This is a genomic window from Geodermatophilus sp. SYSU D00815 (genome assembly GCF_054050035.1).
This window is the reverse complement of sequence record NZ_JBJGYO010000038.1, coordinates 1-24,256: the sequence shown is the minus strand read 5'-3', so window position 1 is coordinate 24,256 and position 24,256 is coordinate 1. Positions and strand designations below refer to the sequence as shown.

At 74.5% G+C, this 24,256-nt stretch carries 21 protein-coding genes; 8 read left to right on the top strand and 13 right to left on the bottom strand.

Annotated elements, in window-relative coordinates; translation table 11 throughout:
- Positions 1-51 precede the first annotated feature (51 nt).
- Together cysD and ACI78S_RS23520 are read left to right on the top strand one after the other, a co-directional pair.
- The gene (gene cysD, locus ACI78S_RS23525; protein WP_456977403.1) at positions 52-960 is read left to right on the top strand and encodes a sulfate adenylyltransferase subunit CysD; all 909 of its coding nucleotides are present in this window, start codon (positions 52-54) and stop codon (positions 958-960) included.
- Positions 960-2,279, top strand: coding sequence for a sulfate adenylyltransferase subunit 1 (locus tag ACI78S_RS23520; protein WP_456977402.1), 1,320 nt, complete (start codon positions 960-962; stop codon positions 2,277-2,279). The genes cysD and ACI78S_RS23520 overlap by 1 nt, the downstream gene beginning before the upstream one ends.
- A gap of 35 nt (positions 2,280-2,314) precedes the next feature.
- Here ACI78S_RS23520 and ACI78S_RS23515 read toward each other — a convergent pair whose 3' ends face one another.
- The 9 genes from ACI78S_RS23515 to ACI78S_RS23475 all read right to left on the bottom strand — a co-directional run bounded on the left by ACI78S_RS23515 (position 2,315) and on the right by ACI78S_RS23475 (position 10,376).
- Positions 2,315-3,124 carry an FAD binding domain-containing protein gene (locus ACI78S_RS23515; RefSeq protein ID WP_456977401.1) on the bottom strand — a complete coding sequence of 270 codons (810 nt, stop codon included), beginning with the start codon at positions 3,122-3,124 and terminating at the stop codon, positions 2,315-2,317.
- A complete protein-coding gene (locus ACI78S_RS23510; protein WP_456977400.1) occupies positions 3,121-3,606 on the bottom strand; it encodes a (2Fe-2S)-binding protein in 486 nt (161 codons plus the stop codon). Before ACI78S_RS23510 ends, ACI78S_RS23515 begins: the two co-directional genes overlap by 4 nt.
- Positions 3,597-5,888, bottom strand: coding sequence for a xanthine dehydrogenase family protein molybdopterin-binding subunit (locus ACI78S_RS23505; protein ID WP_456977399.1), 2,292 nt, complete (start codon positions 5,886-5,888; stop codon positions 3,597-3,599). The genes ACI78S_RS23510 and ACI78S_RS23505 overlap by 10 nt, the downstream gene beginning before the upstream one ends.
- 155 nt (positions 5,889-6,043) lie before the next feature.
- Positions 6,044-6,892: an ABC transporter permease gene (locus tag ACI78S_RS23500; protein ID WP_456977398.1), complete on the bottom strand. Its 849-nt coding sequence runs from the start codon at positions 6,890-6,892 to the stop codon at positions 6,044-6,046.
- Positions 6,892-7,653: an ABC transporter ATP-binding protein gene (locus ACI78S_RS23495; protein ID WP_456977397.1), complete on the bottom strand. Its 762-nt coding sequence runs from the start codon at positions 7,651-7,653 to the stop codon at positions 6,892-6,894. The genes ACI78S_RS23500 and ACI78S_RS23495 overlap by 1 nt, the downstream gene beginning before the upstream one ends.
- Before the next feature lie 48 nt (positions 7,654-7,701).
- On the bottom strand, positions 7,702-8,220 hold the full coding sequence (locus tag ACI78S_RS23490) for an EXLDI protein (protein WP_456977396.1): 519 nt from the start codon (positions 8,218-8,220) through the stop codon (positions 7,702-7,704).
- A gap of 108 nt (positions 8,221-8,328) precedes the next feature.
- Complete coding sequence (locus ACI78S_RS23485; protein WP_456977395.1) at positions 8,329-9,672, bottom strand: cytochrome P450; 1,344 nt, start codon at positions 9,670-9,672, stop codon at positions 8,329-8,331.
- A gap of 63 nt (positions 9,673-9,735) precedes the next feature.
- Complete coding sequence (locus tag ACI78S_RS23480) at positions 9,736-9,903, bottom strand: hypothetical protein (protein ID WP_456977394.1); 168 nt, start codon at positions 9,901-9,903, stop codon at positions 9,736-9,738.
- An 83-nt stretch (positions 9,904-9,986) separates the two neighbouring features.
- A complete protein-coding gene (locus ACI78S_RS23475) occupies positions 9,987-10,376 on the bottom strand; it encodes an ATP-binding protein (protein WP_456977393.1) in 390 nt (129 codons plus the stop codon).
- Positions 10,377-10,627: 251 nt separating this feature from the next.
- On the opposite strand from ACI78S_RS23475, the gene ACI78S_RS23470 reads away from it, so the two are divergent.
- Positions 10,628-10,996 carry a hypothetical protein gene (locus ACI78S_RS23470; RefSeq protein WP_456977392.1) on the top strand — a complete coding sequence of 123 codons (369 nt, stop codon included), beginning with the start codon at positions 10,628-10,630 and terminating at the stop codon, positions 10,994-10,996.
- Here the strand turns inward: ACI78S_RS23470 and hrpA are convergent.
- On the bottom strand, positions 10,993-14,958 hold the full coding sequence (gene hrpA, locus ACI78S_RS23465) for an ATP-dependent RNA helicase HrpA (protein WP_456977391.1): 3,966 nt from the start codon (positions 14,956-14,958) through the stop codon (positions 10,993-10,995). The two genes, ACI78S_RS23470 and hrpA, sit on opposite strands and share 4 nt — an antisense overlap.
- A gap of 193 nt (positions 14,959-15,151) precedes the next feature.
- On the opposite strand from hrpA, the gene ACI78S_RS23460 reads away from it, so the two are divergent.
- Positions 15,152-15,691, top strand: coding sequence for a MarR family winged helix-turn-helix transcriptional regulator (locus tag ACI78S_RS23460; protein ID WP_456977390.1), 540 nt, complete (start codon positions 15,152-15,154; stop codon positions 15,689-15,691).
- Positions 15,688-17,457 carry an MDR family MFS transporter gene (locus tag ACI78S_RS23455; protein ID WP_456977389.1) on the top strand — a complete coding sequence of 590 codons (1,770 nt, stop codon included), beginning with the start codon at positions 15,688-15,690 and terminating at the stop codon, positions 17,455-17,457. The genes ACI78S_RS23460 and ACI78S_RS23455 overlap by 4 nt, the downstream gene beginning before the upstream one ends.
- A gap of 54 nt (positions 17,458-17,511) precedes the next feature.
- Here the strand turns inward: ACI78S_RS23455 and ACI78S_RS23450 are convergent, their stop codons facing one another.
- The gene (locus tag ACI78S_RS23450) at positions 17,512-18,687 is read right to left on the bottom strand and encodes a zinc-dependent alcohol dehydrogenase (protein WP_456977388.1); all 1,176 of its coding nucleotides are present in this window, start codon (positions 18,685-18,687) and stop codon (positions 17,512-17,514) included.
- The gene (locus tag ACI78S_RS23445; protein ID WP_456977387.1) at positions 18,684-19,172 is read right to left on the bottom strand and encodes a hypothetical protein; all 489 of its coding nucleotides are present in this window, start codon (positions 19,170-19,172) and stop codon (positions 18,684-18,686) included. Before ACI78S_RS23445 ends, ACI78S_RS23450 begins: the two co-directional genes overlap by 4 nt.
- 78 nt (positions 19,173-19,250) lie before the next feature.
- On the opposite strand from ACI78S_RS23445, the gene ACI78S_RS23440 reads away from it, so the two are divergent.
- Positions 19,251-21,044, top strand: coding sequence for an acyl-CoA dehydrogenase (locus ACI78S_RS23440; RefSeq protein ID WP_456977385.1), 1,794 nt, complete (start codon positions 19,251-19,253; stop codon positions 21,042-21,044).
- 155 nt (positions 21,045-21,199) lie between these two features.
- Here the strand turns inward: ACI78S_RS23440 and ACI78S_RS23435 are convergent, their stop codons facing one another.
- Positions 21,200-21,364 (bottom strand): hypothetical protein, encoded by a 165-nt coding sequence (locus ACI78S_RS23435; RefSeq protein ID WP_456977384.1) that lies wholly within the window; start codon positions 21,362-21,364, stop codon positions 21,200-21,202.
- 191 nt (positions 21,365-21,555) lie between these two features.
- Between ACI78S_RS23435 and ACI78S_RS23430 the strand changes: the two genes are divergently transcribed.
- Entirely contained in the window at positions 21,556-23,064 is a 1,509-nt protein-coding gene (locus tag ACI78S_RS23430) for an MFS transporter (RefSeq protein ID WP_456977383.1), read from the top strand.
- A 93-nt stretch (positions 23,065-23,157) separates the two neighbouring features.
- Positions 23,158-24,189 carry a YihY/virulence factor BrkB family protein gene (locus tag ACI78S_RS23425; protein ID WP_456977382.1) on the top strand — a complete coding sequence of 344 codons (1,032 nt, stop codon included), beginning with the start codon at positions 23,158-23,160 and terminating at the stop codon, positions 24,187-24,189.
- Positions 24,190-24,256: the final 67 nt, after the last annotated feature.

Sequence of the window (24,256 nt, the reverse complement as noted above, 5' to 3'; positions counted from 1 at the left end):
TGCGGTTGCACACCCACTGATGTTGCTGTCGAGCCCACGGAGCCTCCGCGCGTGACGACCCCTGACTACCGGCTGACCCAGCTGGAGACGCTCGAGGCGGAATCGATCCACATCATCCGCGAGGTGGCCGCCGAGCTCGAGCGGCCGGCGCTGCTGTTCTCCGGCGGCAAGGACTCGATCGTCATGCTGGAGCTGGCCCGCAAGGCGTTCGCCCCGGCCCGCATCCCCTTCCCCGTGATGCACGTCGACACCGGGCTGAACTTCCCCGACGTCCTGGAGTTCCGCGACAAGCGGGTCGCCGAGCTCGGCGTGCAGCTGATCGTCGCCTCCGTTCCGGAGGCCATGGCCGCGGGACGGGTCAAGGAGGAGCCGAACGGCTCGCGCAACCGCATCCAGACGCCGGTGCTCCTCGACGCGGTGGAGGAGCACGGCTTCACCGCCCTGTTCGGCGGCGCGCGGCGCGACGAGGACAAGGCGCGGGCCAAGGAACGGGTCTTCAGCTTCCGCGACGAGTTCGGGCAGTGGGACCCGAAGAACCAGCGGCCGGAGCTGTGGGACCTCTACAACGGCCGGATCCACCTGGGCGAGTCGATCCGCGTGTTCCCGCTGTCGAACTGGACCGAGCTCGACATCTGGCAGTACATCGCCCGCGAGGACATCGCGATCCCGCCGCTCTACCTCGCCCAGGAGCGCGAGGTCGTCGAGCGCCAGGGGATGCTCTACGCGGTCAACGAGTTCATCACCCCGCGCGACGGGGAGCGGGTGTTCCGCGAGACCGTCCGCTACCGCACCGTCGGCGACGCCAACCTGACCGCGGCCGTGCGCTCCCAGGCCCGCACGGTCGAGGAGGTCATCGCCGAGATCGCCGTGACCCGCATGACCGAGCGCGGCGCCACCCGCGGCGACGACAAGGTCAGCGAGGCCGCCATGGAGGACCGGAAGAAGGAGGGCTACTTCTGATGACGGCCTCCCAGGCCCCCGTCGACGTCCACTCCGCCGCGGCGGAGCAGGCGCACGACCTCGCGGTCGCCCGCAGGGACATCCTGCGGATCGCCACCGCCGGCTCGGTCGACGACGGCAAGAGCACCCTCATCGGCCGGCTGCTCTACGACAGCAAGGCCGTCTTCGAGGACCAGTACGAGGCGGTGGAGCGGGCCAGCGCCGGCGGCGACTACGTGAACCTGGCGCTGCTCACCGACGGCCTGCGCGCCGAGCGCGAGCAGGGCATCACGATCGACGTCGCCTACCGGTACTTCTCCACCCCGCGGCGCACCTTCATCCTGGCCGACACCCCCGGCCACGTGCAGTACACGCGCAACATGGTCACCGGCGCCTCGACCGCCGACCTGGCCATCGTGCTGGTGGACGCGCGCAAGGGCATGGTCGAGCAGAGCCGCCGGCACGCGTTCCTCACCTCGCTGCTGCGGGTCCCGCACCTCGTCGTCGCCGTCAACAAGATGGACCTCGTCGACTGGTCCGAGGACGTCTACGAGCGGATCCGCGACGAGTTCACCGCGTTCGCCGCCAAGCTGTCGGTCCCCGACCTCACCGTCATCCCGATCTCGGCGCTGCACGGCGACAACGTGGTGACCCGCTCGACGCGCACCCCGTGGTACGAGGGGCCCTCGCTGCTGCACCACCTGGAGCACGTGCACGTCGCCAGCGACCGCAACCTGGTCGACGTCCGCTTCCCGGTGCAGTACGTGATCCGGCCGCAGTCCGACGCGTTCCACGACTACCGCGGCTACGCGGGCACGGTGGCCAGCGGCGTGCTGCGGCCCGGCGACGAGGTCGAGGTGCTGCCCAGCGGCCTGACGACGACGATCGCCGGCATCGACGGCCCGCGCGGGCCGGTCGAGGAGGCGTTCGCGCCGATGTCGGTGACCGTGCGCCTCGCCGACGACCTCGACGTCTCCCGCGGCGACCTGATCTGCCGGCCGGGCAACGTGCCGCAGGCCACCCAGGACCTCGACGCGCTGGTCTGCTGGATGACCGACGAGCCGCTGCGCGCGCGCCAGCGCCTGGCCGTCAAGCACACCACCCGCACGGTGCGCGCGGTGGTCAAGGAGCTGGCCTACCGGCTCGACGTCAACACGCTGCACCGCGACCTCGAGGCCACCGAGCTGGGCCGCAACGACATCGGCCGGGTCAAGCTGCGCACCACCCAGCCGCTGTTCGTCGACGGCTACGACCGCAACCGGGTCACCGGTCGGTTCATCCTCATCGACGAGGCCACCAACGCCACCGTCGGCGCCGGGATGCTGCCCCCGCACCGCTGAGAGAGGGCCCCTCCCCCCCGCTCGCGGCGGGGACCCTACGCGGCCTTCTCCAGGGCGCGGCGGGTGAGCAGGCGGGCGAGGTGCCGGCGGTACTCGGCGTCGGCGTGCATGTCCGACGACGGCTCCAGGCCCCGGTCGGCCAGCGCCGCGGCGTCGGCGATCGACGCGCCGGCGGCCAGCGCCTCCTCGGTGGCGCTCGCCCGCACCACCGCGCCGGCCATGTTCGCCAGCGCCACCCGCCCCTGCACCGCGGCGGCGGCCACGATGGGCCAGTCGTTGGCCCGCCGGGTGAACTTCTCGTAGCCCCACCCGGCCGCGCCGGTCCGGGGCACCCGCAGCTCCACGACGACCTCGTCGGGTTCCAGCGCCGTCTCGAAGAAGCCGAGCCAGAACTCGGTGACCGGGACCGACCGGCGCCCGCCCGGCCCCTGGACGACGACGTCGCCCCCGAGCGCCAGCAGCGCGGTCGGCAGGTCGGACGCCGGGTCGCTGTGCGCCACCGTGCCGCCGAGGGTGCCGCGGTGGCGGACCTGCGGGTGGCCGACGAGCGAGGCGGCGCGGGACAGCAGCGGCACCTCGGCGCGCACCACCTCCGAGCGCTCCAGCTCGAAGTGCCGGGTGCCCGCGCCGATCGCCACCTCGTCGCCCTCGACCCGGACGTGGCGCAGCTCCGGGACCCGGCTGATGTCGACCAGCACCGCCGGGACCGCGAGCCGCAGCTTCATCAGCGGCAGCAGCGAGTGCCCGCCGGCCAGCAGCTTCGCGTCGTCCCCGTGCTCGGTCAGCGCGGCGACGGCCTCCGCCACCGAGCCGGCCCGCACGTAGTCGAACGGCGCGGGGATCACGCCGGCACCTGCCCCGCCCCGGGACCGGCCTGGGCCGCGGCCCGGACCGCCCGCACGATGTTGTGGTAGCCGGTGCAGCGGCAGAGGTTGCCCTCCAGCCCCTCGCGCACCTCGCGCTCGGAGGGGTCGGGGTTGTCGGCGAGCACGCCGATCGCGGCCATCACCATCCCCGGCGTGCAGAAGCCGCACTGCAGGCCGTGCTCGGCGCGGAACGCCGCCTGGACCGGGTGCAGCTCGCCGTCCGGGCCGGCCAGGCCCTCGAGCGTGGTCACCCGCGTGCCGTCGGCGGCGACCGCGAGGACGGTGCAGGACTTCACCGACAGCCCGTCGACGATCACCGTGCAGGCCCCGCAGGAGGTGGTGTCGCAGCCGATGTTCGTCGCCGTGAGGCCGCGGACGTCGCGCAGGTAGTGGGCGAGCAGCAGCCGCGGCTCGACGTCGTCGGTGCGTTCGGCGCCGTTGACGGTGATGGTCACCTGCATGCGTCGGTTCCTCCCGGGCGGGCCTGCTGGATCGCGCGCCACACCTTCATGGGGGTGGCGGGCATGTCGATGTGCCGGACGCCGAGGTGCGCGACCGCGTCGACGACGGCGTTGTGCACGGCCGGCGTGGCGCCGATGGTCCCGGCCTCGCCGATCCCCTTGGCGCCGAGTGGGTTGAGCGGCGTCGGCGTGGCCATCTCGACCAGCTCGAAGCCGGGCAGCTCGGTGGCCGAGACGAACGGGTAGTCGGCCAGGGTGGAGGTCTGCGGGTTGCCGTCGGCGTCGTAGACGACCTCCTCCAGCAGCGCCTGCGCCACCCCCTGCGCGATGCCGCCGTGCCGCTGCCCCTCGGCCAGCAGCGGGTTGACGATGGTGCCGGCGTCGTCGACGGTCACGATCCGCACCAGTTCGGCCTTGCCCGACTCGACGTCCACCTCGACCACGGCCAGGTGCGCCCCGAACGGGAAGGTCGGCCCGGCGGCGGTGAACCGGGTGTCGACGTGCAGCGGCTCGCGCTCGGCCAGCTCGGCGAAGGTGATGCCCGCACCCGGAGTCCCGCGCACGGCGAGGCCGGCCGCGGCGAGGTCGACCTCGAGGTCGTCGGGGTCGGCCTCCAGCACCTCGGCGGCGCGCTTGCGCGCCAGCTCGACCAGTTCCACGGCGGCCTGGTGCACCGCCGTCCCGCCCTGCTGCAGGGAGCGGGAGCCCATCGTGCCGCCGCCGCGCGGGATGCGGTCGGTGTCGCCGTGCAGCACGGTGATCCTGTCCACCGGGATGCCCAGCTGGTCGCTGGCCAGCATCGCCCAGGTGGTCGCGTGCCCCTGCCCGTGCGGGGAGGTGCCGGTGAGGACGGTCGCGGTGCCGTCGGGGTGGACCTCCAGCGACGCCGACTCGGCGGCACCGAACCCGCTGTCGGCGCCGGTGACCTCGACGTAGGTGGACAGCCCGATCCCCAGCTGCCGCACGTCGCCGCGCTCCCGGCGGCGCGCCTGCTCGGCCCGCAGCCGCGGGTAGCCGGCCGCCTCCAGGACGCGGTCGAGGGCGGCGGCGTAGTCGCCGGTGTCGTAGGTGGCGCCGCTGGCGGTGGTCCACGGCTCGTCGAACGGCGGGACCAGGTTCTTCCGGCGGACCTCGGCCGGGTCCATCCCGATCTCGGCGGCGAACACGTCGATCGCCCGCTCCACCGCCGCGGTCGCCTCCGGGCGGCCGGCGCCCCGGTAAGCGCCCGTCGGCGTGGTGGTGGTGGCCACCGACCGGGCGTGGGCGTGCACCTTGGGGAACGCGTAGGTGGCCGCCGCCATCAGCCGGGTGAACCGCGGCAGGACGACCCCGAGGCGGGGGTAGGCGCCGGCGTCCTGCAGCACCTCCAGCGCATAGGCCTCGATCGTGCCGTCGCGCCGGCCCCCGATGGTGACCACCTGGTCCTGGCCGCGGCCGTGGACCATCCCCACCATGTTCTCCGACCGGCTCTCCGCCCAGCGGACGGGCCGGCCGACGTGCCGGGCCAGCCAGGCGACCAGCGCGAACTCCGGGTCGGCGCCGATCTTCGCGCCGAAGCCGCCGCCGACGTCGGGGGTGACCAGGTGCACCAGCGCCGGGTCGAGCCCGAGCCAGCCGGCGATCTGCCCCTTGGCCTGCTGCGCGCTCTGGTTGGAGCAGAAGATCGTCACCCGGCCGTCGTCGCCCCACGCGGCCGCCGCGGCCCGGGTCTCCAGCGGCGCGGGCGCCACCCGCTGGTTCACCATCGGCTGCCGGACGACGACGTCGCAGCCGTCGAAGAACCCCTCCGGGACCGGCGTGCCGAACGTCGCGAGCACGTTCGTGCCGGCCTCGGGGAAGAGCAGCACCTCGTCGCGCACCGCGGCGGCAGGGGACACCACGGCCGGCAGCGGGTCGATGTCGACCGACACCAGTTCCGCGGCGTCCTCGCCCTGGTAGCGGTCCTCGGTCAGGACGACGGCCACGGGCTCGCCCACGAACCGGACGGTGTCCCCCGCGAGCCAGGGCCGCCGCACCGCCGGCGGGACCATCGGCAGGCCGGCCGGCAGCGGCTCCAGGTCGGTGAGGTCGGCGGCGGTGACGACGGCGACGACGCCGGGCGCCTCGCGGGCGGCGTCGGCGTCCACGGACAGGACGCGGCCGTGGGCCACCTGCGAGCGCACGAAGGTGGCGTGCACGGCCCCGGCGAGCCGCTCGTCGGTGAGGTCGTCGGTGTAGATCGCGCCACGGGTCAGGAACAGCGGGTCCTCGGTGCGGACCACGCGGGTGCCCAGGATGCTCATGCGGCCCCTTCGTCGAGTGCTCCCCGGGCACTCTGTCAGAGCGTGTGATCGCGCACACGCCGGGGGGCCGACCGCGCCCGGAGCCGCGCACGATTGCGCCCGCCCCGCACGCGGCGGGGCGGGCGCGGTCGCGGTCGCGGTCGCGGACGCGGACGTCAGGAGACGCGCGGGCGGCGGTAGGCGGCGCGGGCCCACAGCCAGCCGAGGACGGTCAGGGCCACGAGCCAGGCGAGGGCCGTCCACACCGTCGTCGCCGCCAGGGAGGTGCCGGCGAGCAGGCCGCGGACGGTCTCGATGACCGGGGTGAAGGGCTGGTGCTCGGCGAACAGCCGGACCGCCGTGGGCATGGTGTCCACCGGGACGAAGCCGCTGCCCAGGAACGGCAGGAGCAGCAGGATCATCGGGGTGTTCGACGCCGACTCGACCGACCGGGCCGCCGCGCCCATGGCCACCGACAACCAGGCGAGCATGAGCGCGAAGAGGACGAAGAAGCCCGCGAGCCCCAGCCAGTCCAGCGCTCCGGCACCGGGCCGGTGGCCCAGCAGGACGCCGACACCGAGCACGCCGGCGGCGGCCAGCAGGGTCTGCACGACGGCGCCCACGACGTGGCCGCCCAGCACGGACACCGGCGCGACGGGCATGGTGCGCAGCCGGGTGACGATCCCGCCGGTCATGTCCATCGCCACGCTGATCGCCGTGGACTGCGCGACGCTGGCCGCCGTGATCACCAGCACCGCCGGGAGGATGTAGGCCAGGTACGCGTCGCGCCCCGCCGCGCCGGGCGTGACGCCGGGGGCGACGCCGGCGCCGAACGCCCCGCCGAACACGTAGACGAACAGCAGCAGCAGGATCACCGGCGTGCCCACGATGAGCACGGTCAGCGAGGGGTAGCGGACCATCCGCAGCAGGCTGCGGCGGGACATCGTCGCCAGGTCGCCGGCCGCGCGGGCCGGGCCGGACGGGCCGGCGGTCGGGCGGACCGGGGCGGGAGCGGCGGCGGTCATCACGCCACCTCCTTCGTCGCGTCGTCGGGAGCGGTGAGGGCGAGGAACACGTCGTCCAGGGAGCCGGCGTCGTGGGCCGCCTTGAGGCCGGCGGGGGTGTCGTGGGCGACCAGCCGGCCGTCGTGCAGGACGGCGACCGAGTCGGCGAGCTGGTCGGCCTCGTCCAGGTACTGCGTGGTGAGCAGCACGCTGACGCCGCCGGCCACGAGGCCGCGGACCTGCTCCCACAGCTCGTGCCGGGCGCGCGGGTCCAGGCCGGTGGTGGGCTCGTCCAGGTACACGACCCGCGGGCCGCCGACGAGCGTCATGGCCAGGTCGAGCTTCCGGCGCATGCCGCCGGAGAGCTGCTGGCCCTGCTTGCGCGCGGCGTCGGCCAGGCCGAAGCGCTCGACCAGCTCGGCCGCGCGGCGGCGACCCTCCGCGCGGGGCAGGTGGAACAGGTCGGCCATCAGCCGCAGGTTCTCGGTCACGGTCAGCAGCGGGTCGACGGCCGAGAGCTGGCCGGTCACCCCGATCAGCCGCCGGACCGCCTGGGCCTCGCGGGCCACGTCGTGCCCCAGGACACGGGCGGTGCCCCCGTCGGCGGGCAGCAGCGTGGCCAGGATCGAGACGGTGGTGGTCTTGCCGGCCCCGTTCGGGCCCAGCAGCGCGGTCACGGTCCCGGCGGGCACCGTGAGGTCCAGGCCGTCGAGCACGGTCTGGTCGCCGTACCGCTTGGAGAGCCCGGCGACCTCGATCGCCGGGGGAGGGACGGTGGGCATGATCGCTCCTTGCGCAGTACCGGGGATCTCCCGGCGGCGCCGGGAGCGTCAGATGTCGAGGTCCTCGACCTCGGGTGCGGTGGCGTGGGCCTCCACCAGCGCGGCCAGCTCGGCCGGCACCGCCGCCCGGAGCTCCTCGAACGTCTCGAAGACCTCGAGGGTGGCCACGGCTGGGGTCTCGCCCCACTGCTGGTCGGCGGCGAAGTGCTTGCGCCAGCCGGTCAGCTGGCCGTCCTTGCCGGCGGTGTGCACGAACCCCTTGGGTCGCGCCACGTGCACGGCGAACTTGCCGGTGCGGGTGCGGTAGACGCGGTAGCGCTCCTGACCGCCGCCGGCCGTCCGGTTCCAGTCCACGAGCTGCACGCCCTGGAAGCGCTGCAGCCTGCCGGGCTCCACCCCGACGCGGACGGTGATCTCCCCGAACCCCTCCAGGCGCCCCTCCTCGACCTCGACCAGACGGCGCAGGGCCTTGGAGATGGCCGCCGAGAGGTTGCCCCCGGTGAGCTCCTGCGCGCGCTGGAACACGGGGAGGTCGGCGTCGGAGACGTAGATCGTCTTGTTCGGCACCCCGCCATCGTACTCATGCCACGAGTATATGCATACATGTACGTATAGAAGCAAGACCGCTTCGAGCAGGGAGGACCGGACGGCCGGCGCACCGGCGCCGAGCGGTCGTCAGCGGAGGCGCACGGGGAGGTGCTCGAAGCCGCGCAGCGTCCGCAGGTCGCGGCGACGGGGGTGGCCGGCCACGCGCACGCGGGGGAACCGCTCGGTGAGCACCCGCAGGCCGACGACGCCCTCGAGCCTGGCCAGGCCGGCCCCCAGGCAGTAGTGGACGCCACCGGAGAAGGCCAGGTGCTCGCGGGCGTTCGGGCGGGTCACGTCGAACCGCGCCGGGTCGACGAACACGTCGGGGTCGCGGTTGGCCGCGCCGAGCAGCAGGGTCACCCGGCTCCCGGCCCGCACCCGGCGGCCGGCCAGCTCGACGTCGTCCCTCGCGATCCGGCCGGTCATCTGCACCGGGCTGTCGTGGCGCAGCGCCTCCTCCACCGCGCCGGCCCAGCCGGCCGGCGCGGCGCGCAGCGCGTCCCACTGGTCGCGGTGGGCGTCGAGCAGCACGACGGCGTTGCCCAGGAGGTTGACCGTCGTCTCGAACCCGGCGCCGAGCAGCAGCATGACCGTGGCGTGCAGCTCCCGCTCCGACAGCGCCTCCTCGGCCGGCAGGCCCACCAGGCGGCTGACCAGGTCGTCGCCCGGCTCGCGGCGCAGCCGGGCGAAGTGCTGGCGCAGGAAGCCGTGCAGCTCCCGCAGCCCGCGCTCGGCGCTGAGGTAGCGCCGCAGCGGCAGCCCGGCGTCGAGGGTGACCGCTCCGGCCTCACCCCACCGCAGGAAGTCGTGCCGGCGGTCCACCGGGACCCCGAGCAGCGCCGCGATGACCAGCACGGGCAGCGGGGCGGTGTAGCGCTCGACCAGGTCGACGACGCCGTCCTCACCCTCCAGGCCGTCCAGGAGCTCGTGCGCGGTGCGCTCGATCACCGGCTCGAACGCGGCGATCGCCCGCGGCGTGAACGCCCGGCTGACCAGCCGGCGGTAGCGGGTGTGGTCGGGCGCGTCGACGACGAGCATGGACGGCGGCTCGGCGACGCCGGACGCGTCGAGCTCGTCGCCGCGCTCGAGCGCCCAGCGGATCGGACCCGGGGCGGTGGAGCGGTCCCACCCGACGCCGAACGCCTCCGACCGCAGCACCTCCTGCGCCACCGCGTGGGAGGTGGTCACCAGGCCGAGGCCGCTCGGGGTCAGCGGACCGGCGGCGCGCAGCTGTTCGTGGAGCGCGGCGGGCCGCTCACGGCTCGCGCGGTCGCGCAGCAACCGCGCGACCGGGTCACCGCGCCGGGCGGCCCGCGCGAGGTAGACCGCGGGCAGGCCGTGCCGCACCGCCCAGCGCAGCAGCGTGCGGTGCGTGGGCCGCGCGGCGACGACGCCGTGGGCGCGGCGGGAGGCGACCGTGGCGGACGTCACGGCGGCAGTCTCGCAGCAGGCCGACGGCGCCGCCCCGGGATCGGGACGGCGCCGTCCACAGGCTCACTCGGTCGGTTCGGGCGCCGCCCCGGGGTCGCCGTTCCAGTCCTTGCCGGCCTTGTCGGCGTTCTCCGGCAGGGCGCTGGAGGTCTGGTCGGCCACCGTCTGCGCCATCTCCTCGTCGGACAGGCCCTCGCCCGCGGCCTCGGTCCGGCTGGTGGGCTCGCTCATCGCGCTGTCTCCTTCGATCCGGCGAACGGGTGTCCTGCGACTCCCCGTCCCCGGAGCCGCCCGGCGGCAAACCAGGGGGTCGATCACCCCTCCGGCGGCGCCAGGTCGAACCACACCCGCTTGCCGCCGTCGTGGTCCTCGCTGCCCCAGCGGTCGGCGATCCCCTGGACCAGCCGCAGCCCGCGGCCGCGCGGGTGGCCGGTGTCGAGCTCGCGGACGACCGGCCGCACCGAGGACCCGTCGGCGACGGAGATCCGCAGCCAGCCGTCGGACAGCTGGAGCTCGAGGGTCATCGAGACCTCGCCGCCGACGTGGTCGACCACGTTGCTGACCAGCTCGGTCACCAGCAGCGCGGCGTCGTCGCGGTCGTGCGGCGCGCGCCAGGCGCGCAGCAGGTCGACGACGACGTGCCGCGCGACGGGGATGCTGCGCGCCGAGGGCGGGAGATCGACGCTGGCGCGAAAGGTGGACATGCTGGCGCTTCCGTTCTGCGAGCTACCGGTCGTGATCATGGCGGGCGCGAGCCCCCACGTCGACGGGGCGGACCGGCCGCGGCGCAGCTGGTTTGACGCCATCCGGCCGCGCACGACTATTCACCCTGCCGGCGGGTCAGCGCAACACCCCTTGCATGTCGCACCCGTTGCGTGCCACGGCTGTTGCATGCAACATCGGTTCAGCTTCATTGCGCGCAATGCAAGGCCCTAGAGGAAGAGGTCGGCGTCGCATGACCGAAGGTCCCTCCGCACCCGACGAGGCCAGCCGCGCCCTCGCCGACCTCGTGTCGGCGCTCGACGACTGCATCACCCGGCTCGGTGCCGCCCGCGAACGGGCGGAGAAGCTGCTGGCCGCCCGCGCCGAGGGCAGCAGCTGGCTCGACCTGGTGAGCACCGAGAGCCGGCCGCTGGTCGTCGAGTCGGTGAGCGCGGTGATGGCGACGCTGGCCCGCGCCGGCAGCGCCTTCCGCCGCGCCGAGGCGCACGCCCTGCAGGCGGAGCAGGTGAGCATCAACCGGATCGCCGCCCTGTTCGGCGTGACCCGCCAGCGCATCTCGGCCCTGCTCCGCGAGCACGCCGCGGAGAACGGCGGCCGCTAGGCGGTGAGGGCGTCGATTGCCTTGTAGACCCGCTGCTCGGAGATCGGCCGCGGTGTACCGATCCCCTGCGCGAAGAGCCCCACCCGCAGCTCCTCGATCATCCAGCGCACCCGCGCGACCGGGTCGTCCGGGGCGCCGGTCGCCGGCACCCGCCGGCGCAGTTCCTCGTACTCGGCGGTCACCGCGGCCACCTGGTCCGTCCACAGCGCGTCCCGCGCGGCGTTGGCCGGGAGCTTCTCCAGCCGGTGCGCCATCGCCCTGAGGTAGCGGACGACGTCCGGAAGCCGGCGCAGCCCCGTCTCGGTGACGAACCGCCGGTGCAGCAGCCCGCCCATCTGGCGGCGCAGGTCGGCGATCGCGGCCTCGGGAACCCGCCGCTGCGGTGCGGCCCCCAGGGCGACGGCCACCTCCCGGGCCTGGGTGAGCACGGCCTCCACCCGGCGCACGCCCTCGACGGTCAGCGGCCGCAGCTCGGCCCGGGCCCGTTCCACCAGCGCGGCGAAGCCGGCCTCGTCGCGCGGCGGCCCGCCCGCCGCCGCCACGAGCTCGCCGGCGGCGGCGTCGACGACGTCGGCCACCAGGTCGGGGATCTCGCCGTCGGGGTTGAACTGCAGCGCCAGCCGCGTGCGCGGCGAGAGCCCCTTGACCACGTCACGGGCCGGCGAGCCGGCCACGAGCACCAGCAGCCGGCGGATCCCGGCCCAGGTCAGCCGGCCGGCCTCCGCCTCGGTGGCGACCACGCGCACGCCGACGGTCGCGCCCTCGTCCACCAGCGCCGGGAACGCCGTCACCAGGTGGTCCCCGCGACGGACCTCGACCGTCCGCAGCAGCGTGCCGAACTCCCACGCCGTCAGCCCCGTGCGCTCCAGGTCCGCGGCCGCCCGCGCGAGGCTCCGGCGCGCCTGCGGCGCCACCTGCGCCTTGAGCGCGGCGAGGTCCTTGCCGGTGGCCAGCGGCCGGTGGGCGTCGTCCAGGACCCGGAAGGTGGCCCGCAGGTGCGGCGGCACCTGGTCGGGCTGCCACGCGTCGGGTGGGACGACGACGGCGGCGGCCCGCCGCAGCTCGCGCTCCAGCGCCGGCAGCAACGGCTCCCCCGGATCGATGCGGGGCAGGATCTCGCGCACCCGGTCGGGGATCGGCACCAGCGCCCGGCGGACCTGCTTGGGCAGGGTGCGCAGCAACGCGGTCACCAGCTCCTCGCGCATCCCCGGGACGGTGAACGCCAGCGACTCCCCCGCCGTCCGCTCGGCCACGGTGTCGAGCACCCCGAGGGGGACGTCGACGGTGACGCCGTCGGTCGCGGCGCCGGGAGCGAAGGCGTAGGACAGCGGCAGGGTGAGCCCCTGCGTCAGCTCCACGGCGTCGGGGAAGTCCTCGGCGCGCACCTGCCCGGCCGCGGCCGCGTTGGTGAGCATCTCCGGGGTGAAGGTGAGCAGGTCCGGCGTCTGCCGGCGGGCGGACTTCCACCAGCGGTCGAAGTGCCGCGCGGAGACGACGTCGGCGGGGATGCGGGCGTCGTAGAGCTCGAAGAGCGTCTCGTCGTCGACGGCGATGTCGCGCCGCCGCGCCCGCTCCTCCAGCTCGGCGACCCGCTCGATGGCGCGCTGGTTCTCGGCCCAGAACCGGTGGTGCGTCGTCCACTCCCCCTGCACGAGGGCGTGCCGGATGAACAGCTCGCGCGAGACGACCGGGTCGATGGAGCCGTACTGCACGCGGCGGCCGACGACCAGCGGGATGCCGTAGAGGGTCACCCGCTCGCTGGCGACGACGGAGCCGCGCTTGGCGTCCCACCGCGGCTCTGAGTGCTGGCGCTTGACCAGGTGCGCGGCCAGGCGCTCGACGTCGTCGGGGTCGACGCGGGCGACGGTGCGGGCGAACAGCCGGCTCGTCTCGACGATCTCGGCGGCCACCACCCAGCGCGGCGGCTTCTTCGCCAGCGGCGTCCCGGGGGCGATCACGAACCGCGTGCCCCGGGCTCCCAGGTACTCCCGGCTCGGCCGACGACCACCATCTTGGCCGTTTCGGTTCTTGACGGGCTCCTGCTGCAGGCCGACGTGGGAGAGCAGGCCGGCCGTCAGCGCGATCGTGATCCCGCGCTCGTCGGGCTCGGCGGCGAGCTCGCCCAGCTGCATGCCCAGCCGCCGCGCCGTCCCCCGGAGCTGGCCGTGCAGGTCCTGCCACTCCCGGATGCGCAGGTAGTGCAGGAACTCGCGCTTCACCGTGCGCCGGAACGCGCTGCCCGACAGCGCGTCGGCCTGCTCACCGAGGTACCGCCACAGGTTGAGCAGCGCCAGGAAGTCGGAGTGCTCGTCGGCGAAGCGGGCGTGCATCTGGTCGGCCGCCTGCTGCGCGTCGGCCGGCCGCTCGCGCGGGTCCTGGATGGTCAGCCCGGCGGCGATGACCAGGACCTCCTCCAGCACGCCGCGCCGGTCGGCCTCGACGACCATCCGGGCGATCCGCGGGTCCAGCGGCAGCGCCGCCAGCGAGCGGCCGGTCGGGGTCAGCGCCCCCTCGGTGTCGAGGGCGCCGAGCTCCTCGAGCAGGGCGAGACCGTCGGCGACCGCGCGGCGGTCGGGCGGGTCGACGAACGGGAACCCGGCGACGTCACCGAGGTCGAGCGCGGCCATCTGCAGCAGCACCGAGGCGAGGTTGGTGCGCAGGATCTCCGGGTCGGTGAACTCCGGCCGGGAGAGGAAGTCCTCCTCGGTGTACAGCCGGATCGCGATGCCCGGCCCCAGCCGGCCGCACCGCCCGGACCGCTGCCGCGCCGAGGCCTGGCTGACCGGCTCGATCGGCAGCCGCTGCACCTTCGTGCGATGGCTGTACCGCGAGATGCGCGCCGTGCCGGGGTCGATGACGTAGCGGATCCCCGGGACGGTCAGCGAGGTCTCGGCGACGTTGGTGGAGAGGACGATCCGCCGGCCGGTGTGCGGCGCGAAGACCCGGTGCTGCTCGGCCGCCGACAGCCGCGAGTACAGCGGCACGACCTCGGTGTTCGGCAGCCCGCGGTCCTCCAGCGCGTCCTGGGTGTCGCGGATCTCCCGCTCGCCGGCCAGGAACACGAGGATGTCGCCCGGCCCCTCGGCGGCCAGCTCGTCGACGGCGTCGAGGATCGCGCCGACCTGGTCGCGGTCGGGGTCGGCCTCCGGGTCGTCCGGGTCGACGACCGGCCGGTAGCGCACCTCGACGGGGTAGGTGCGGCCGCTGACCTCGACCACCGGCGCGTCGCCGAAGTGCTTGGCGACCCGCTCGACGTCGATGGTCGCCGAGGTGATGACCAGCTTCAGGTCGGGCCGCCGCGGGAGGATCTGGGCCAGGTAGCCCAGCAGGAAGTCGATGTTGAGGCTCCGCTCGTGGGCCTCGTCGAGGATGATCGTGTCGTACTGGCGCAGCAGCCGGTCGCGGGCGATCTCGGCGAGCAGCACGCCGTCGGTCATCAGCTTGACCAGGGTGCCGTCGGAGACCTGGTCGGTGAAGCGCATCTTGAAGCCGACGACCTCGCCGATCGGGCTCCCCAGCTCCTCGGCGATCCGCTCGGCGACGCTGCGCGCGGCGATCCGCCGGGGCTGGGTGTGCCCGATCCGCCCGCGCACGCCCCGCCCCAGCTCCAGGGCGATCTTGGGCAGCTGCGTCGTCTTGCCCGACCCGGTCTCGCCGGCGACGACGACCACCTGCGCGTCGCGCAGGGCCGCGGCGATGTCGTCGCGCCGGGCGCTGACCGGCAGGTCGTCGGGGTAGGTGACGGCCGGGACGGCGGCGCGCCGGCGGGCGATCCGCTCCTCCGCGGCGGCGACGTCGGCGACGATCTTCTCGTGCTGCCGCGCGCGGGCCTGCGGGTCGCGGGTGCGGCGCATGCCGTCGAGCCGGCGGCGCAGCCGGTGCTCGTCCTCGAGGGTGAGCCCGGCCAGCCGGGACCGCAGGTCGTCGGACGCCGCGACGGGTCCGTCGTGCGGGGCGCTCACGGCGTGGTTCCTCCTTCGCGGACCGGGACCGGCGGGTAGCGCACGGCACGACGGGTACCCACCGAGGATCCCACCGCCGCGCGGCCGGTCGCCGTCGCCCGCATCACATCTCTTGCACGGTGCAACTTATTGCGTGCGCGGTGCAACAAGTTGTAGCGTGCACGTGTTCCGCCCCTCCGTCGTCCGGAGACCCGTGACCACCTCCCCACCGCGCCCGTCCGCCGGGACCCGGCCGGACGCGCTGCGCCTGCTCTCCGAGCAGCTGCCCCGCTTCACCCGGCTGGTGCACGCCCTCAAGGCCCAGCAGGCCGCCGAGGGCCGTGACCGGGCGGCCCTGGTCCTGCTCTTCCCGCTGGTCCGGCTCGGGCCGCTGCGCCAGGGAGCGCTCGCCGAGCTCGTGCACGCCGACCCGTCGACGGTCAGCCGGCACGTCACCTCGCTGGTCGAGCGCGGGCTGGTGAGCCGCGTGGCCGACGAGACCGACGGCCGGGCGAGCAAGCTCGTCGTCACCGACGCCGGCCGTGCCCAGCTCGAGCAGCTGCGCCGCGAGCGCGAGGCGCACCTCGCGCAGGTCACCGCCGGCTGGAGCGACACCGACCTGGCCGCGCTCACCGCGCTGCTCGGCCGGTTCCTCGACGACCTCACCGCCGGGCTGCCCGGCTTCCCCTGCGGTCCGGGCAGCGTCGCCCCCTCCGTCCCGACCGACGTCCCTGCTCCGAGGGAGACCCCATGACCACCACCCGAGCGAGCGCGGCCGACCGGAGGGACGCCCGCGCCGCGGCCGCCGCGCCCGACGCCAGCGGCGTCTTCACCCACCGGCAGATCCTCACGATCCTCTCCGGCCTGATGCTCGGCATGTTCCTGGCCGCGCTCGACCAGACCGTCGTGTCGACGGCCATCCGGACCATCGCCGACGACCTGCAGGGCTACGACCTGCAGGCCTGGGCGACGACGGCCTTCCTCATCACCTCGACGATCGCCACCCCGCTGTACGGGAAGCTCTCCGACATCTACGGCCGGCGGGGCTTCTACCTGTTCGCCATCGCGGTCTTCGTGATCGGCTCGGCGCTCTGCGGCATCGCCAACTCGATGTACGAGCTGGCCGCGTTCCGCGCGGTCCAGGGCATCGGCGCCGGCGGGCTCATGTCGCTGGCCCTGGCGATCATCGCCGACGTCGTCCCGCCGCGGGAGCGCTCGAAGTACCAGGGCTACTTCATGGCCGTCTGGGGGACCTCGAGCGTGCTCGGCCCGGTGGTCGGCGGGTTCCTGGCCGGCCAGGCCTCCATCGTGGGCCTCGACGGCTGGCGCTGGATCTTCTGGATCAACGTGCCGCTGGGCGTCATCGCCTTCGCCGTGGTGCTGCGCGTGCTGCACCTGCCGCACGTCCGCCAGGAGCACCGCATCGACTGGCCCGGCGCGCTCGCGCTCGTCGTCTGCCTGGTCCCGCTGCTGATCGTCGCCGAGCAGGGGCGCGAGTGGGGCTGGGGCTCCGGCCGGGCGGTGCTCTGCTACGTCGTCGGCGCGGTCGGCCTGGTCGGCTTCCTCGTCGCCGAGCGGGCGTACAAGGACGAGGCGATCCTGCCGCTGCGGATGTTCACCAACCGCACCTTCTCGGTGAGCAGCGTCTCCAGCATCGTGCTCGGCGCCGGCATGTTCGGCGGCATCCTGCTCCTGCCGCAGTACCTGCAGGTGGTGCACGGGTCGAGCCCGACGGTGGCCGGCCTGCAGATGCTGCCGCTGGTGCTCGGCATCATGACCGGCGCGATGACCTCCGGGCAGACGATCGCGCGCACCGGGAAGTACAAGGTCTTCCCGCTCGTGGGCGTCGTCTTCATGGTCGCCGCGCTGGTCGGGCTCTCGCTCGTGGTCGAGGCCGACACCTCGGTCTGGACGCTGGTGCCGTTCATGCTCCTGCTCGGCGTCGGCCTGGGCTTCAACATGCAGCCGGTGATCCTGGCCGTGCAGAACGCCGTCTCGCCGCGGGAGATCGGCGTGGCGACCTCGTCGGTCACCTTCTTCCGCCAGATGGGCGGCACGATCGGCACGGCGGCGTTCCTGTCGATCATGTTCTCCCGGCTCGGCACCGAGGTGCCGGAGCAGATCCGCGCCGCGGCGCGGTCCAGCCAGGAGGCGGCGCAGCAGGCCGCCGCCCTGCAGCAGGCGGGCGCCGACAGCCTGCTGTCCGACACCAGCGCCATCGACGCCTTCCCGGCGCTGGTCACGCCGTTCCGGGTGGGCTTCTCCAACACCCTCGACCTGGTGTTCCTGGTGGCCGCGGTCGTGGTCGCCGTCGGCTTCTTCGTCCTGTGGTTCCTGCCGCAGCTCGAGCTGCGCAACCAGTCGGGCATCCAGGCCCAGCAGGAGGCGGCCGACGGGGCCGCGCCGCCGGACGCCGTCCCGCCCGCGGTCGACCGCACGCCCGCCCAGGAGTCGGCGCACGCCGCCGGCGCCGCCGCGCCGACGTCGACCGCTCCGCCCTCCGGCAGGCCGAAGGACTAGCTCCGAACGCCGCAGGCCCCCTCCCCCGCCCGGGGAGGGGGCCTGCGGTGCGTTTCAGGCCCCGGGTTCGAAGACCGCGCGCACGCAGCCGTCGGTCTTGTCCTTGAACATCTCGTACCCGCGGGGCGCCTCGTCCAGCGGCAGCACGTGGGTGGCCAGGTGCTCGGTGGTCAGCTCGCCGCGGGCCATGTGCTCGAGGATGCGGGCCGTGTAGCGCTGCCCGTGCACCTGCGCACCGCGCAGGGTCAGGCCCTTGTTCATCACCGCACCGAGCGGGAACTTGTCCACCATCCCGGCGAAGACGCCGAGGACGAACACGCTGCCGCCCTTGCGGCAGGCCAGCACCGCCTCGCGGACGGCGGACGGCCGGTCGGTCTGCAGCCGCAGCTGCTGCTTGACCTGGTCGTAGACGCCGTGGACGCCGGGGCTGTGCGCCTCCATGCCGACGGCCTCGATGCAGACGTCGGGGCCGCGCCCGCCCGTGCGCTCGCGCAGCTCGGCGACGACGTCGGTGGCCGTGTAGTCGATCGTGTCGGCGCCGACGTGCTCGCGCACCTGGGCCAGCCGCTCGGGGAGCCGGTCGACGACCACGACGTCGGACGCGCCCAGCAGCATCGCCGCGCGCGCCGCCATCTGGCCCACCGCGCCGGCGCCCCACACCGCCACGACGTCGCCCGGCTTCGTGCCGGCGAGGTCGGCGCCCATCCAGCCCGTGGACACGGCGTCGGACGCGAACAGCGCCCGCAGGTCGCTGACCTCGTCGGGGATCACGAAGCTGCCGACGTCGGCGTAGGGCACGCGGATGTACTCCGCGTGGCTGCCCGCCCAGCCGCCCATGGCGTGGGAGTAGCCGATGCAGCCGCCGGGGCTCTGGCCCCAGAGGCTCTCGGTGATCCCCGGGTTCGGGTTGGCGTTGTCGCACAGCGAGTAGAGCTCCTGCCGGCAGTACCAGCAGGAGCCGCAGGCGACGAAGGAGTTGACGACGACGCGGTCGCCGACCTCGCGCCGCGCCACGCCCCGGCCCACCTCGACGACCTCGCCCATGAACTCGTGGCCGAGCACGTCGCCGGCCCGCATGAACGGGATGTAGCCGCCGATCAGGTGCAGGTCGGAACCGCAGGTCGTGGTCTTGCGCACCTTCAGGATGACGTCGTGGTCGTTGAGGATCCGCGGTTCGGGGACGTCCTCGACCGAGACCTCGTTGACACCGGTCCAGACCGCGGCCTTCACAGGACGCCCTCCTTCGGCGCACTCTTCGTGAGGCCCTCCAGCAGGGCGCCCTGCGGGGTCGGCTTCCGGTGGCCGTGCGGCGCCGGGTCCACCCGCAGCACCTCCCCCACCTCGAGCACCTGCTTGGCCTCCCGCAGCGCGGCCCGCAGCGCGCCCAGGTCCTCCTGGGACGCCTCGCCGCGGTAGCGGGCGGCCAGCTCGGTGCCCTTGTCGCCGGGGGCGGGGGTGATGCGCACCTCGATGCGGTCGCCGAGGGCGGCGAGCGCGGGCGGCGGGGCCTGCGGGGTGCCGACGTCGGCGGGGTCGCGGAGCACGGTCACCGCGCGCCAGCGCCGTGCCGCGGTCGCGGCGTCGTCGGTGACCGAGGCCTGGCCGACCCCCGGCAGCCGCACCGACCGCAGGCTCCGCAGCACCTGGCCCCCGGCGCCCGCGGCGAGCCCGGCGGCGCGGTCCGCGGCCTGGGACAGCAGTCCCGGCACGTCCATGAGAAGTCCTCTCGTCGTCGTCCGCGGCCCCTACCCCGAGGGCGGCGGTCCGACGCGAGGCCCTTCTACTGTGGCGGCGTGCGATCGTCGTTGATCCTCTCCCCCCGCGACCTCGACTTCCTGCTCTACGAGTGGCTCGACGTCGAGACCCTCACCAAGCGCCCGCGCTACGCCGAGCACTCCCGCGAGACCTTCGACGCGGTGCTCGAGCTCGCCGAGCAGATCGCCACCGAGCACTTCGCGCCGCACAACCGCAAGGCCGACGAGAACGAGCCGCGGTTCGTCGACGGCAAGGTCGAGCTGATCCCCGAGGTGGCGCAGGCGCTGCGGGTCTTCGCCGAGGCCGGGCTCATGGCCGGCGAGTTCGACGAGGAGTACGGCGGCATGCAGCTGCCGCACACCGTCGGCCAGGCCGTCTTCGCCTGGTTCAAGGCGGCCAACGTGGGCACCTCGGCCTACCCGTTCCTCACCATGGCCAACGCCCGGCTGCTCATCGCGCACGGGTCGCCCGAGCTGGTCGAGACCTTCGTGCGGCCCGAGGTGGAGGGGCGCTGGTTCGGCACGATGGCGCTCTCCGAGCCGCAGGCCGGTTCGTCGCTGGCCGACATCACCACCCGCGCCGAGCCCCAGGACGACGGCACGTACCGGCTCTTCGGCAACAAGATGTGGATCTCCGGCGGCGACCACGAGCTGACCGAGAACATCGTCCACCTGGTGCTGGCCAAGATCCCCGGCGGGCCGCCCGGCGTGAAGGGCATCTCGCTGTTCGTCGTCCCCAAGTTCCTGGTGCGCGACGACGGGTCGCCCGGCGAGCGCAACGACGTCGTCCTGGCCGGGCTCAACCACAAGATGGGCTACCGCGGGACGACGAACACCCTGCTCAACTTCGGCGAGGGGGTGCACACGCCGGCCGGGCGGGCGGGGGCGGTCGGCTACCTGGTGGGCGAGCCCCACCGCGGCCTGACCTACATGTTCCACATGATGAACGAGGCCCGCATCGGCGTCGGGATGGGCGCCACCGTGCTCGGCTACACCGGCTACCTGCACGCGCTGGACTACGCCCGCACCCGCACCCAGGGGCGGCCGGTGGCGGCCAAGGACCCGTCCTCGGCGGCCGTGCGGATCGTCGAGCACCCCGACGTCCGGCGGATGCTGCTGGCGGCGAAGTCCTACGCCGAGGGCGGCCTGGCGCTGGGCCTCTACTGCGCCCGGCTGGTCGACGAGGAGCAGACCGCCGAGGCCGAGGAGGACCGCGCGCGGGCGCACCTGCTGCTCGAGACGCTCACCCCGATCGCCAAGGCGTGGCCCTCGCAGTGGGGGCCGGTCGCCGACGACCTGGCCATCCAGGTGCACGGCGGCTACGGCTACACCCGCGACTACCCGGTCGAGCAGTTCTACCGCGACAACCGGCTCAACCCGATCCACGAGGGCACCAACGGCATCCAGGCGCTCGACCTGCTCGGCCGCAAGGTCGTGGCGCAGGGCGGCGCGGGCCTGCGGCTGCTCACCGGGACGATCACCGCGACCACCGCGCGCGCGGCCGGGACGGACTGGTCCGCCTTCGCCGCCGACCTCGACGCCGCGGTGGCCCGGCTGGGCTCGGTGACGCGGACGCTGTGGGGCACCGGCGACCCCGAGCTCGCGCTGGCCAACGCGAGCGCCTACCTGGAGGCCGCCGGCCACCTGGTCGTGGCGTGGCTGTGGCTGGAGCAGGCGCTGGCCACCGGGACGTCGGCCGGCGACTTCTACGAGGGCAAGCGCGCCGCCGCCCGGTACTTCCACCGCTGGGAGCTGCCCCGGGTGCACGTGCAGCTGGACCTGCTGGAGTCGCTGGACCGCACCGTCCTGGACACCGACGAGCGCTGGCTCTAGGTCACCTCCGGGGACGTGCGCCGACGGCGCATCCCCGCCCCGACGTGCGCGGTGCCCCGTCTCCGCGACGGGAGACGGGACACCGGGACGTGCGTTCGACCCCGCTGCGGGCCCCGCCGCGCGCTCGCGAGCGGCGGGGCAGCGAGGCCCTCCTCTCAGGCGGCGCGGGCGGCGCCCACCGGCTCGACGGCGGCGGGCGCGGTCCCCGTGGCGGCCCGCTGCTCGCGCTCGTAGCGCGCGGTCGAGCGGGTGCCCATCACGATCACCAGGGCGGTCAGCACGAGGAACCCGATCAGGCTCACGGCCGGCCACAGCAGCATCGGTACTCCCCCAGATCGGCGGTCGCGGCCACCCGACCAGGGGCCGGGCGGCTCGTTCTCGTGGAAGCTTGTTCCCCGGAACCCATCGGTTCCAATCGTCGGGACCTGAATCGCCCGTCCGGGTGTGACGACCGTCATGGCCGCGGCCCCCCTCGCCGACGGCCCGGTGAGCTGCGTGGTCTGATCCTGAAGTGTCCCGCCGCGCCGACGAAGCACCCGGCTCCGGCGCGCCGCACGGCACCCGCGCGCCCCGCCCGCTGCTGCTGGTCCTCACCCTCGCCGCCGGGGTCACGACGCTGTCGCTGCTGCAGAGCCTCGTCGTCCCGGTGCTGCCGGCGATCGCCGCCCAGCTGTCGGTCTCGCCGGGAGCGGCCGGCTGGGTGCTCACCGCGAACCTGCTGGCCGCCGCCGTCCTGACCCCCGTGCTCGGCCGCCTCGGCGACCTGCACGGCGAGCGGCGCGTGGTGCTCGGCATCCTCACCGCCGTCACGCTGGGCACGCTGCTCGCCGCCGTCACCACCTCCCTGCCGCTGCTGCTCGTGGCGCGCGTGCTGCAGGGCGCCTCCTACGGGCTGTTCCCGCTGTCGATCGGCGTGCTGCGGCGGGAGCTGCCGCGGGAGCGGCTCGACGTGGCGATGTCGGTGGTGAGCAGCACCCTCGCCGTCGGCGGCGTGGCGGGCCTGGTGGCGACGGCGCTGCTCACCGGGGACGGCGGCGACTACCACCGCTCGTTCTGGCTCGGCACCGCCGTCTGCGTGGTCGCGCTGGCGCTGGCGGCGCGGGTGCTCCCGTCGCGGCCGCCGACCGCGTCGGGCCGGGTCGACTGGTGGGGCGCCGTGCTCCTGGGGCTCGGGCTCGTGCTGGTGCTGCTGCCGCTGTCCCGGGCGGAGCAGTGGGGCTGGGGCTCCCCCGCGGTCCTCGGCTGCCTCGCCGGCGGGGTGGCCACGCTGGCCGGGTGGGTGCTCCTGCAGCGCCGCCTCGCCGAGCCGCTGGTGCGCCCGGCCCTGCTCACCGACCGGCGGATGGTGCTGCCCAACGTCGCCGGCCTGCTGACCGGGGTCTGCATCTTCACCTCGTTCCTCGCCGTGCTCCAGTACGTGCGGACGCCGGCGGAGGTGGCCGGCTACGGCTTCGGTGCCGGCGTGCTGGAGGCGGCGGTGGTCTACCTGCTGCCCGGCGGCGTGGCGGGGATCGTGGTCGCGCCGCTGGCCGGTCGGGTGGTCAGCCGCGTCGGCGCCCTGCCGACGCTGTTCGCCGGCGCGTTGCTCGGCGTCGCCGGCTTCGCGGTGCTCGCCCTGTTCCGCGGGGCGCCGTGGTTGCTGGTCCTCGCCGGGCTGCTGACGCAGCTGTCGGTGACCGTCGCCTACGCGGCGCTGCCCGCGCTCGTCGTCCACGCCGTCCGCCCCGACGAGACCGGGGTGGCGAACGCGGTGAACTCCATCGCCCGTTCCAGCGGCCAGGCCCTCGGCAGCACCGTCGCCGTGGCGCTGCTCGCCGCCGGGCTGGACCCGGCGACCGGGCTGGCGCGGGAGTCGGCGTACGCGTGGATCGGCGCGGTGGGGCTGGCCTGCTGCGCCGGCGTGGCGGCGGTGGGCGCGCTCGGCCGGCGGCCCGGACGGCGCGGGCCGGACGAGCTCGCCGACGTCGAGCGGGCGACGGCCGCCGCCGGGGAGTGGTCGCCGGTCTCGGGCCTGCGCTGACCTGCGGCGACGCGCCCGGATTCCGCCCATCGGCATGGAACCGGAGGGTCCGGGGCACCCAGGGGTCGACTTCCCGAGCACCGGAGGGACCTGATGGCCCGAGCCACCGGCTCCAGCAGCACCAAGGCGGAGACGCAGTTCTCCGACAACCGCGCGGCCGACCCCGCGCCCCAGGACGACGTGATCAGCGGTACCCGCGCCGACCACGCGCCGACCGGCCACGAGCGGAAGGCGACGTTCTTCGCGACGCTCAAGCGCACGGTCAAGGAGTTCAGCGAGGACAACCTCACCGACTGGGCGGCGGCGCTCACCTACTACGGGGTGCTCGCGCTCTTCCCCGCCCTGCTGGCGATGCTGTCCATCATCGGGCTGGTCGCCGATCCGCAGCAGATCACCGACGCGATCACCGCCGTGATCCCCGGTGCCGCCGCCGACACCATCCAGCCGGTGGTGGAGCAGATCGCCGGCAGCACGGCGGCCGGCTTCGGTCTCGTCCTCGGTCTGGCCGGCGCCATCTGGTCGGCGTCCGGGTACGTCGGCGCCTTCACCCGCGCGGCGAACGTGGTCTACGAGACCCCCGAGGGCCGCAAGATCTGGAAGCTCAAGCCGCTGCAGCTGCTGGTCACGCTGATCGGCGTGCTGTTCGCGGTCGTCATCGTCGCCATGGTCGTGCTCAGCGGCCCGGTGGTGAGGGAGCTCGGCAGCGCACTCGGCATCGGCAGCACCGCGCTGACCGTCTGGAACGTCGCCAAGTGGCCGGTGATCGTCGTCCTCGTGGCGCTGATGCTCGCCGTCCTGTACTACTCGACGCCCAACGTCAGGCTGCGCGGCTTCAAGTGGGTGAGCCCCGGCGCGGGCGTCGCGCTGCTCGTGTGGGCCGTGGCCTCGGCGGCGTTCGCCTTCTACGTCGCGAACTTCGGCAGCTACAACAAGACCTACGGCGCCCTCGCCGGCGTGATCATCTTCCTGGTCTGGTTCTGGCTCACCAACGTGGCGGTGCTCTTCGGCATCGAGCTCGACGCCGAGATCGAGCGCAGCCGGGAGATCAAGGAGGGCGTGCCGCGCGCGGAGAAGGAGATCCAGCTCGACGCCCGCCAGGACCCCAAGCCGCAGGCGACGACCTAGGTCCCCAGCGGCCGCACGCACCAGGGGGCGCCCCCCCCCGCCGGGCGGGGGGGGCCCGGGGGGTGGG

Excerpts from the sequence above, each read along its gene's own strand:
- ACI78S_RS23480 (WP_456977394.1), bottom strand. The coding sequence starts at position 9,903 with ATGAGCGAGCCCACCAGCCGGACCGAGGCCGCGGGCGAGGGCCTGTCC.
- ACI78S_RS23505 (WP_456977399.1), bottom strand. The coding sequence starts at position 5,888 with ATGAGCATCCTGGGCACCCGCGTGGTCCGCACCGAGGACCCGCTGTTC.
- ACI78S_RS23475 (WP_456977393.1), bottom strand. The coding sequence starts at position 10,376 with ATGTCCACCTTTCGCGCCAGCGTCGATCTCCCGCCCTCGGCGCGCAGC.
- ACI78S_RS23520 (WP_456977402.1), top strand. The coding sequence starts at position 960 with ATGACGGCCTCCCAGGCCCCCGTCGACGTCCACTCCGCCGCGGCGGAG.
- ACI78S_RS23425 (WP_456977382.1), top strand. The coding sequence starts at position 23,158 with ATGGCCCGAGCCACCGGCTCCAGCAGCACCAAGGCGGAGACGCAGTTC.
- ACI78S_RS23500 (WP_456977398.1), bottom strand. The coding sequence starts at position 6,892 with ATGACCGCCGCCGCTCCCGCCCCGGTCCGCCCGACCGCCGGCCCGTCC.
- ACI78S_RS23455 (WP_456977389.1), top strand. The coding sequence starts at position 15,688 with ATGACCACCACCCGAGCGAGCGCGGCCGACCGGAGGGACGCCCGCGCC.
- ACI78S_RS23510 (WP_456977400.1), bottom strand. The coding sequence starts at position 3,606 with ATGCAGGTGACCATCACCGTCAACGGCGCCGAACGCACCGACGACGTC.
- ACI78S_RS23495 (WP_456977397.1), bottom strand. The coding sequence starts at position 7,653 with ATGCCCACCGTCCCTCCCCCGGCGATCGAGGTCGCCGGGCTCTCCAAG.
- ACI78S_RS23435 (WP_456977384.1), bottom strand. The coding sequence starts at position 21,364 with ATGCTGCTGTGGCCGGCCGTGAGCCTGATCGGGTTCCTCGTGCTGACC.
- ACI78S_RS23445 (WP_456977387.1), bottom strand. The coding sequence starts at position 19,172 with ATGGACGTGCCGGGACTGCTGTCCCAGGCCGCGGACCGCGCCGCCGGG.
- ACI78S_RS23470 (WP_456977392.1), top strand. The coding sequence starts at position 10,628 with ATGACCGAAGGTCCCTCCGCACCCGACGAGGCCAGCCGCGCCCTCGCC.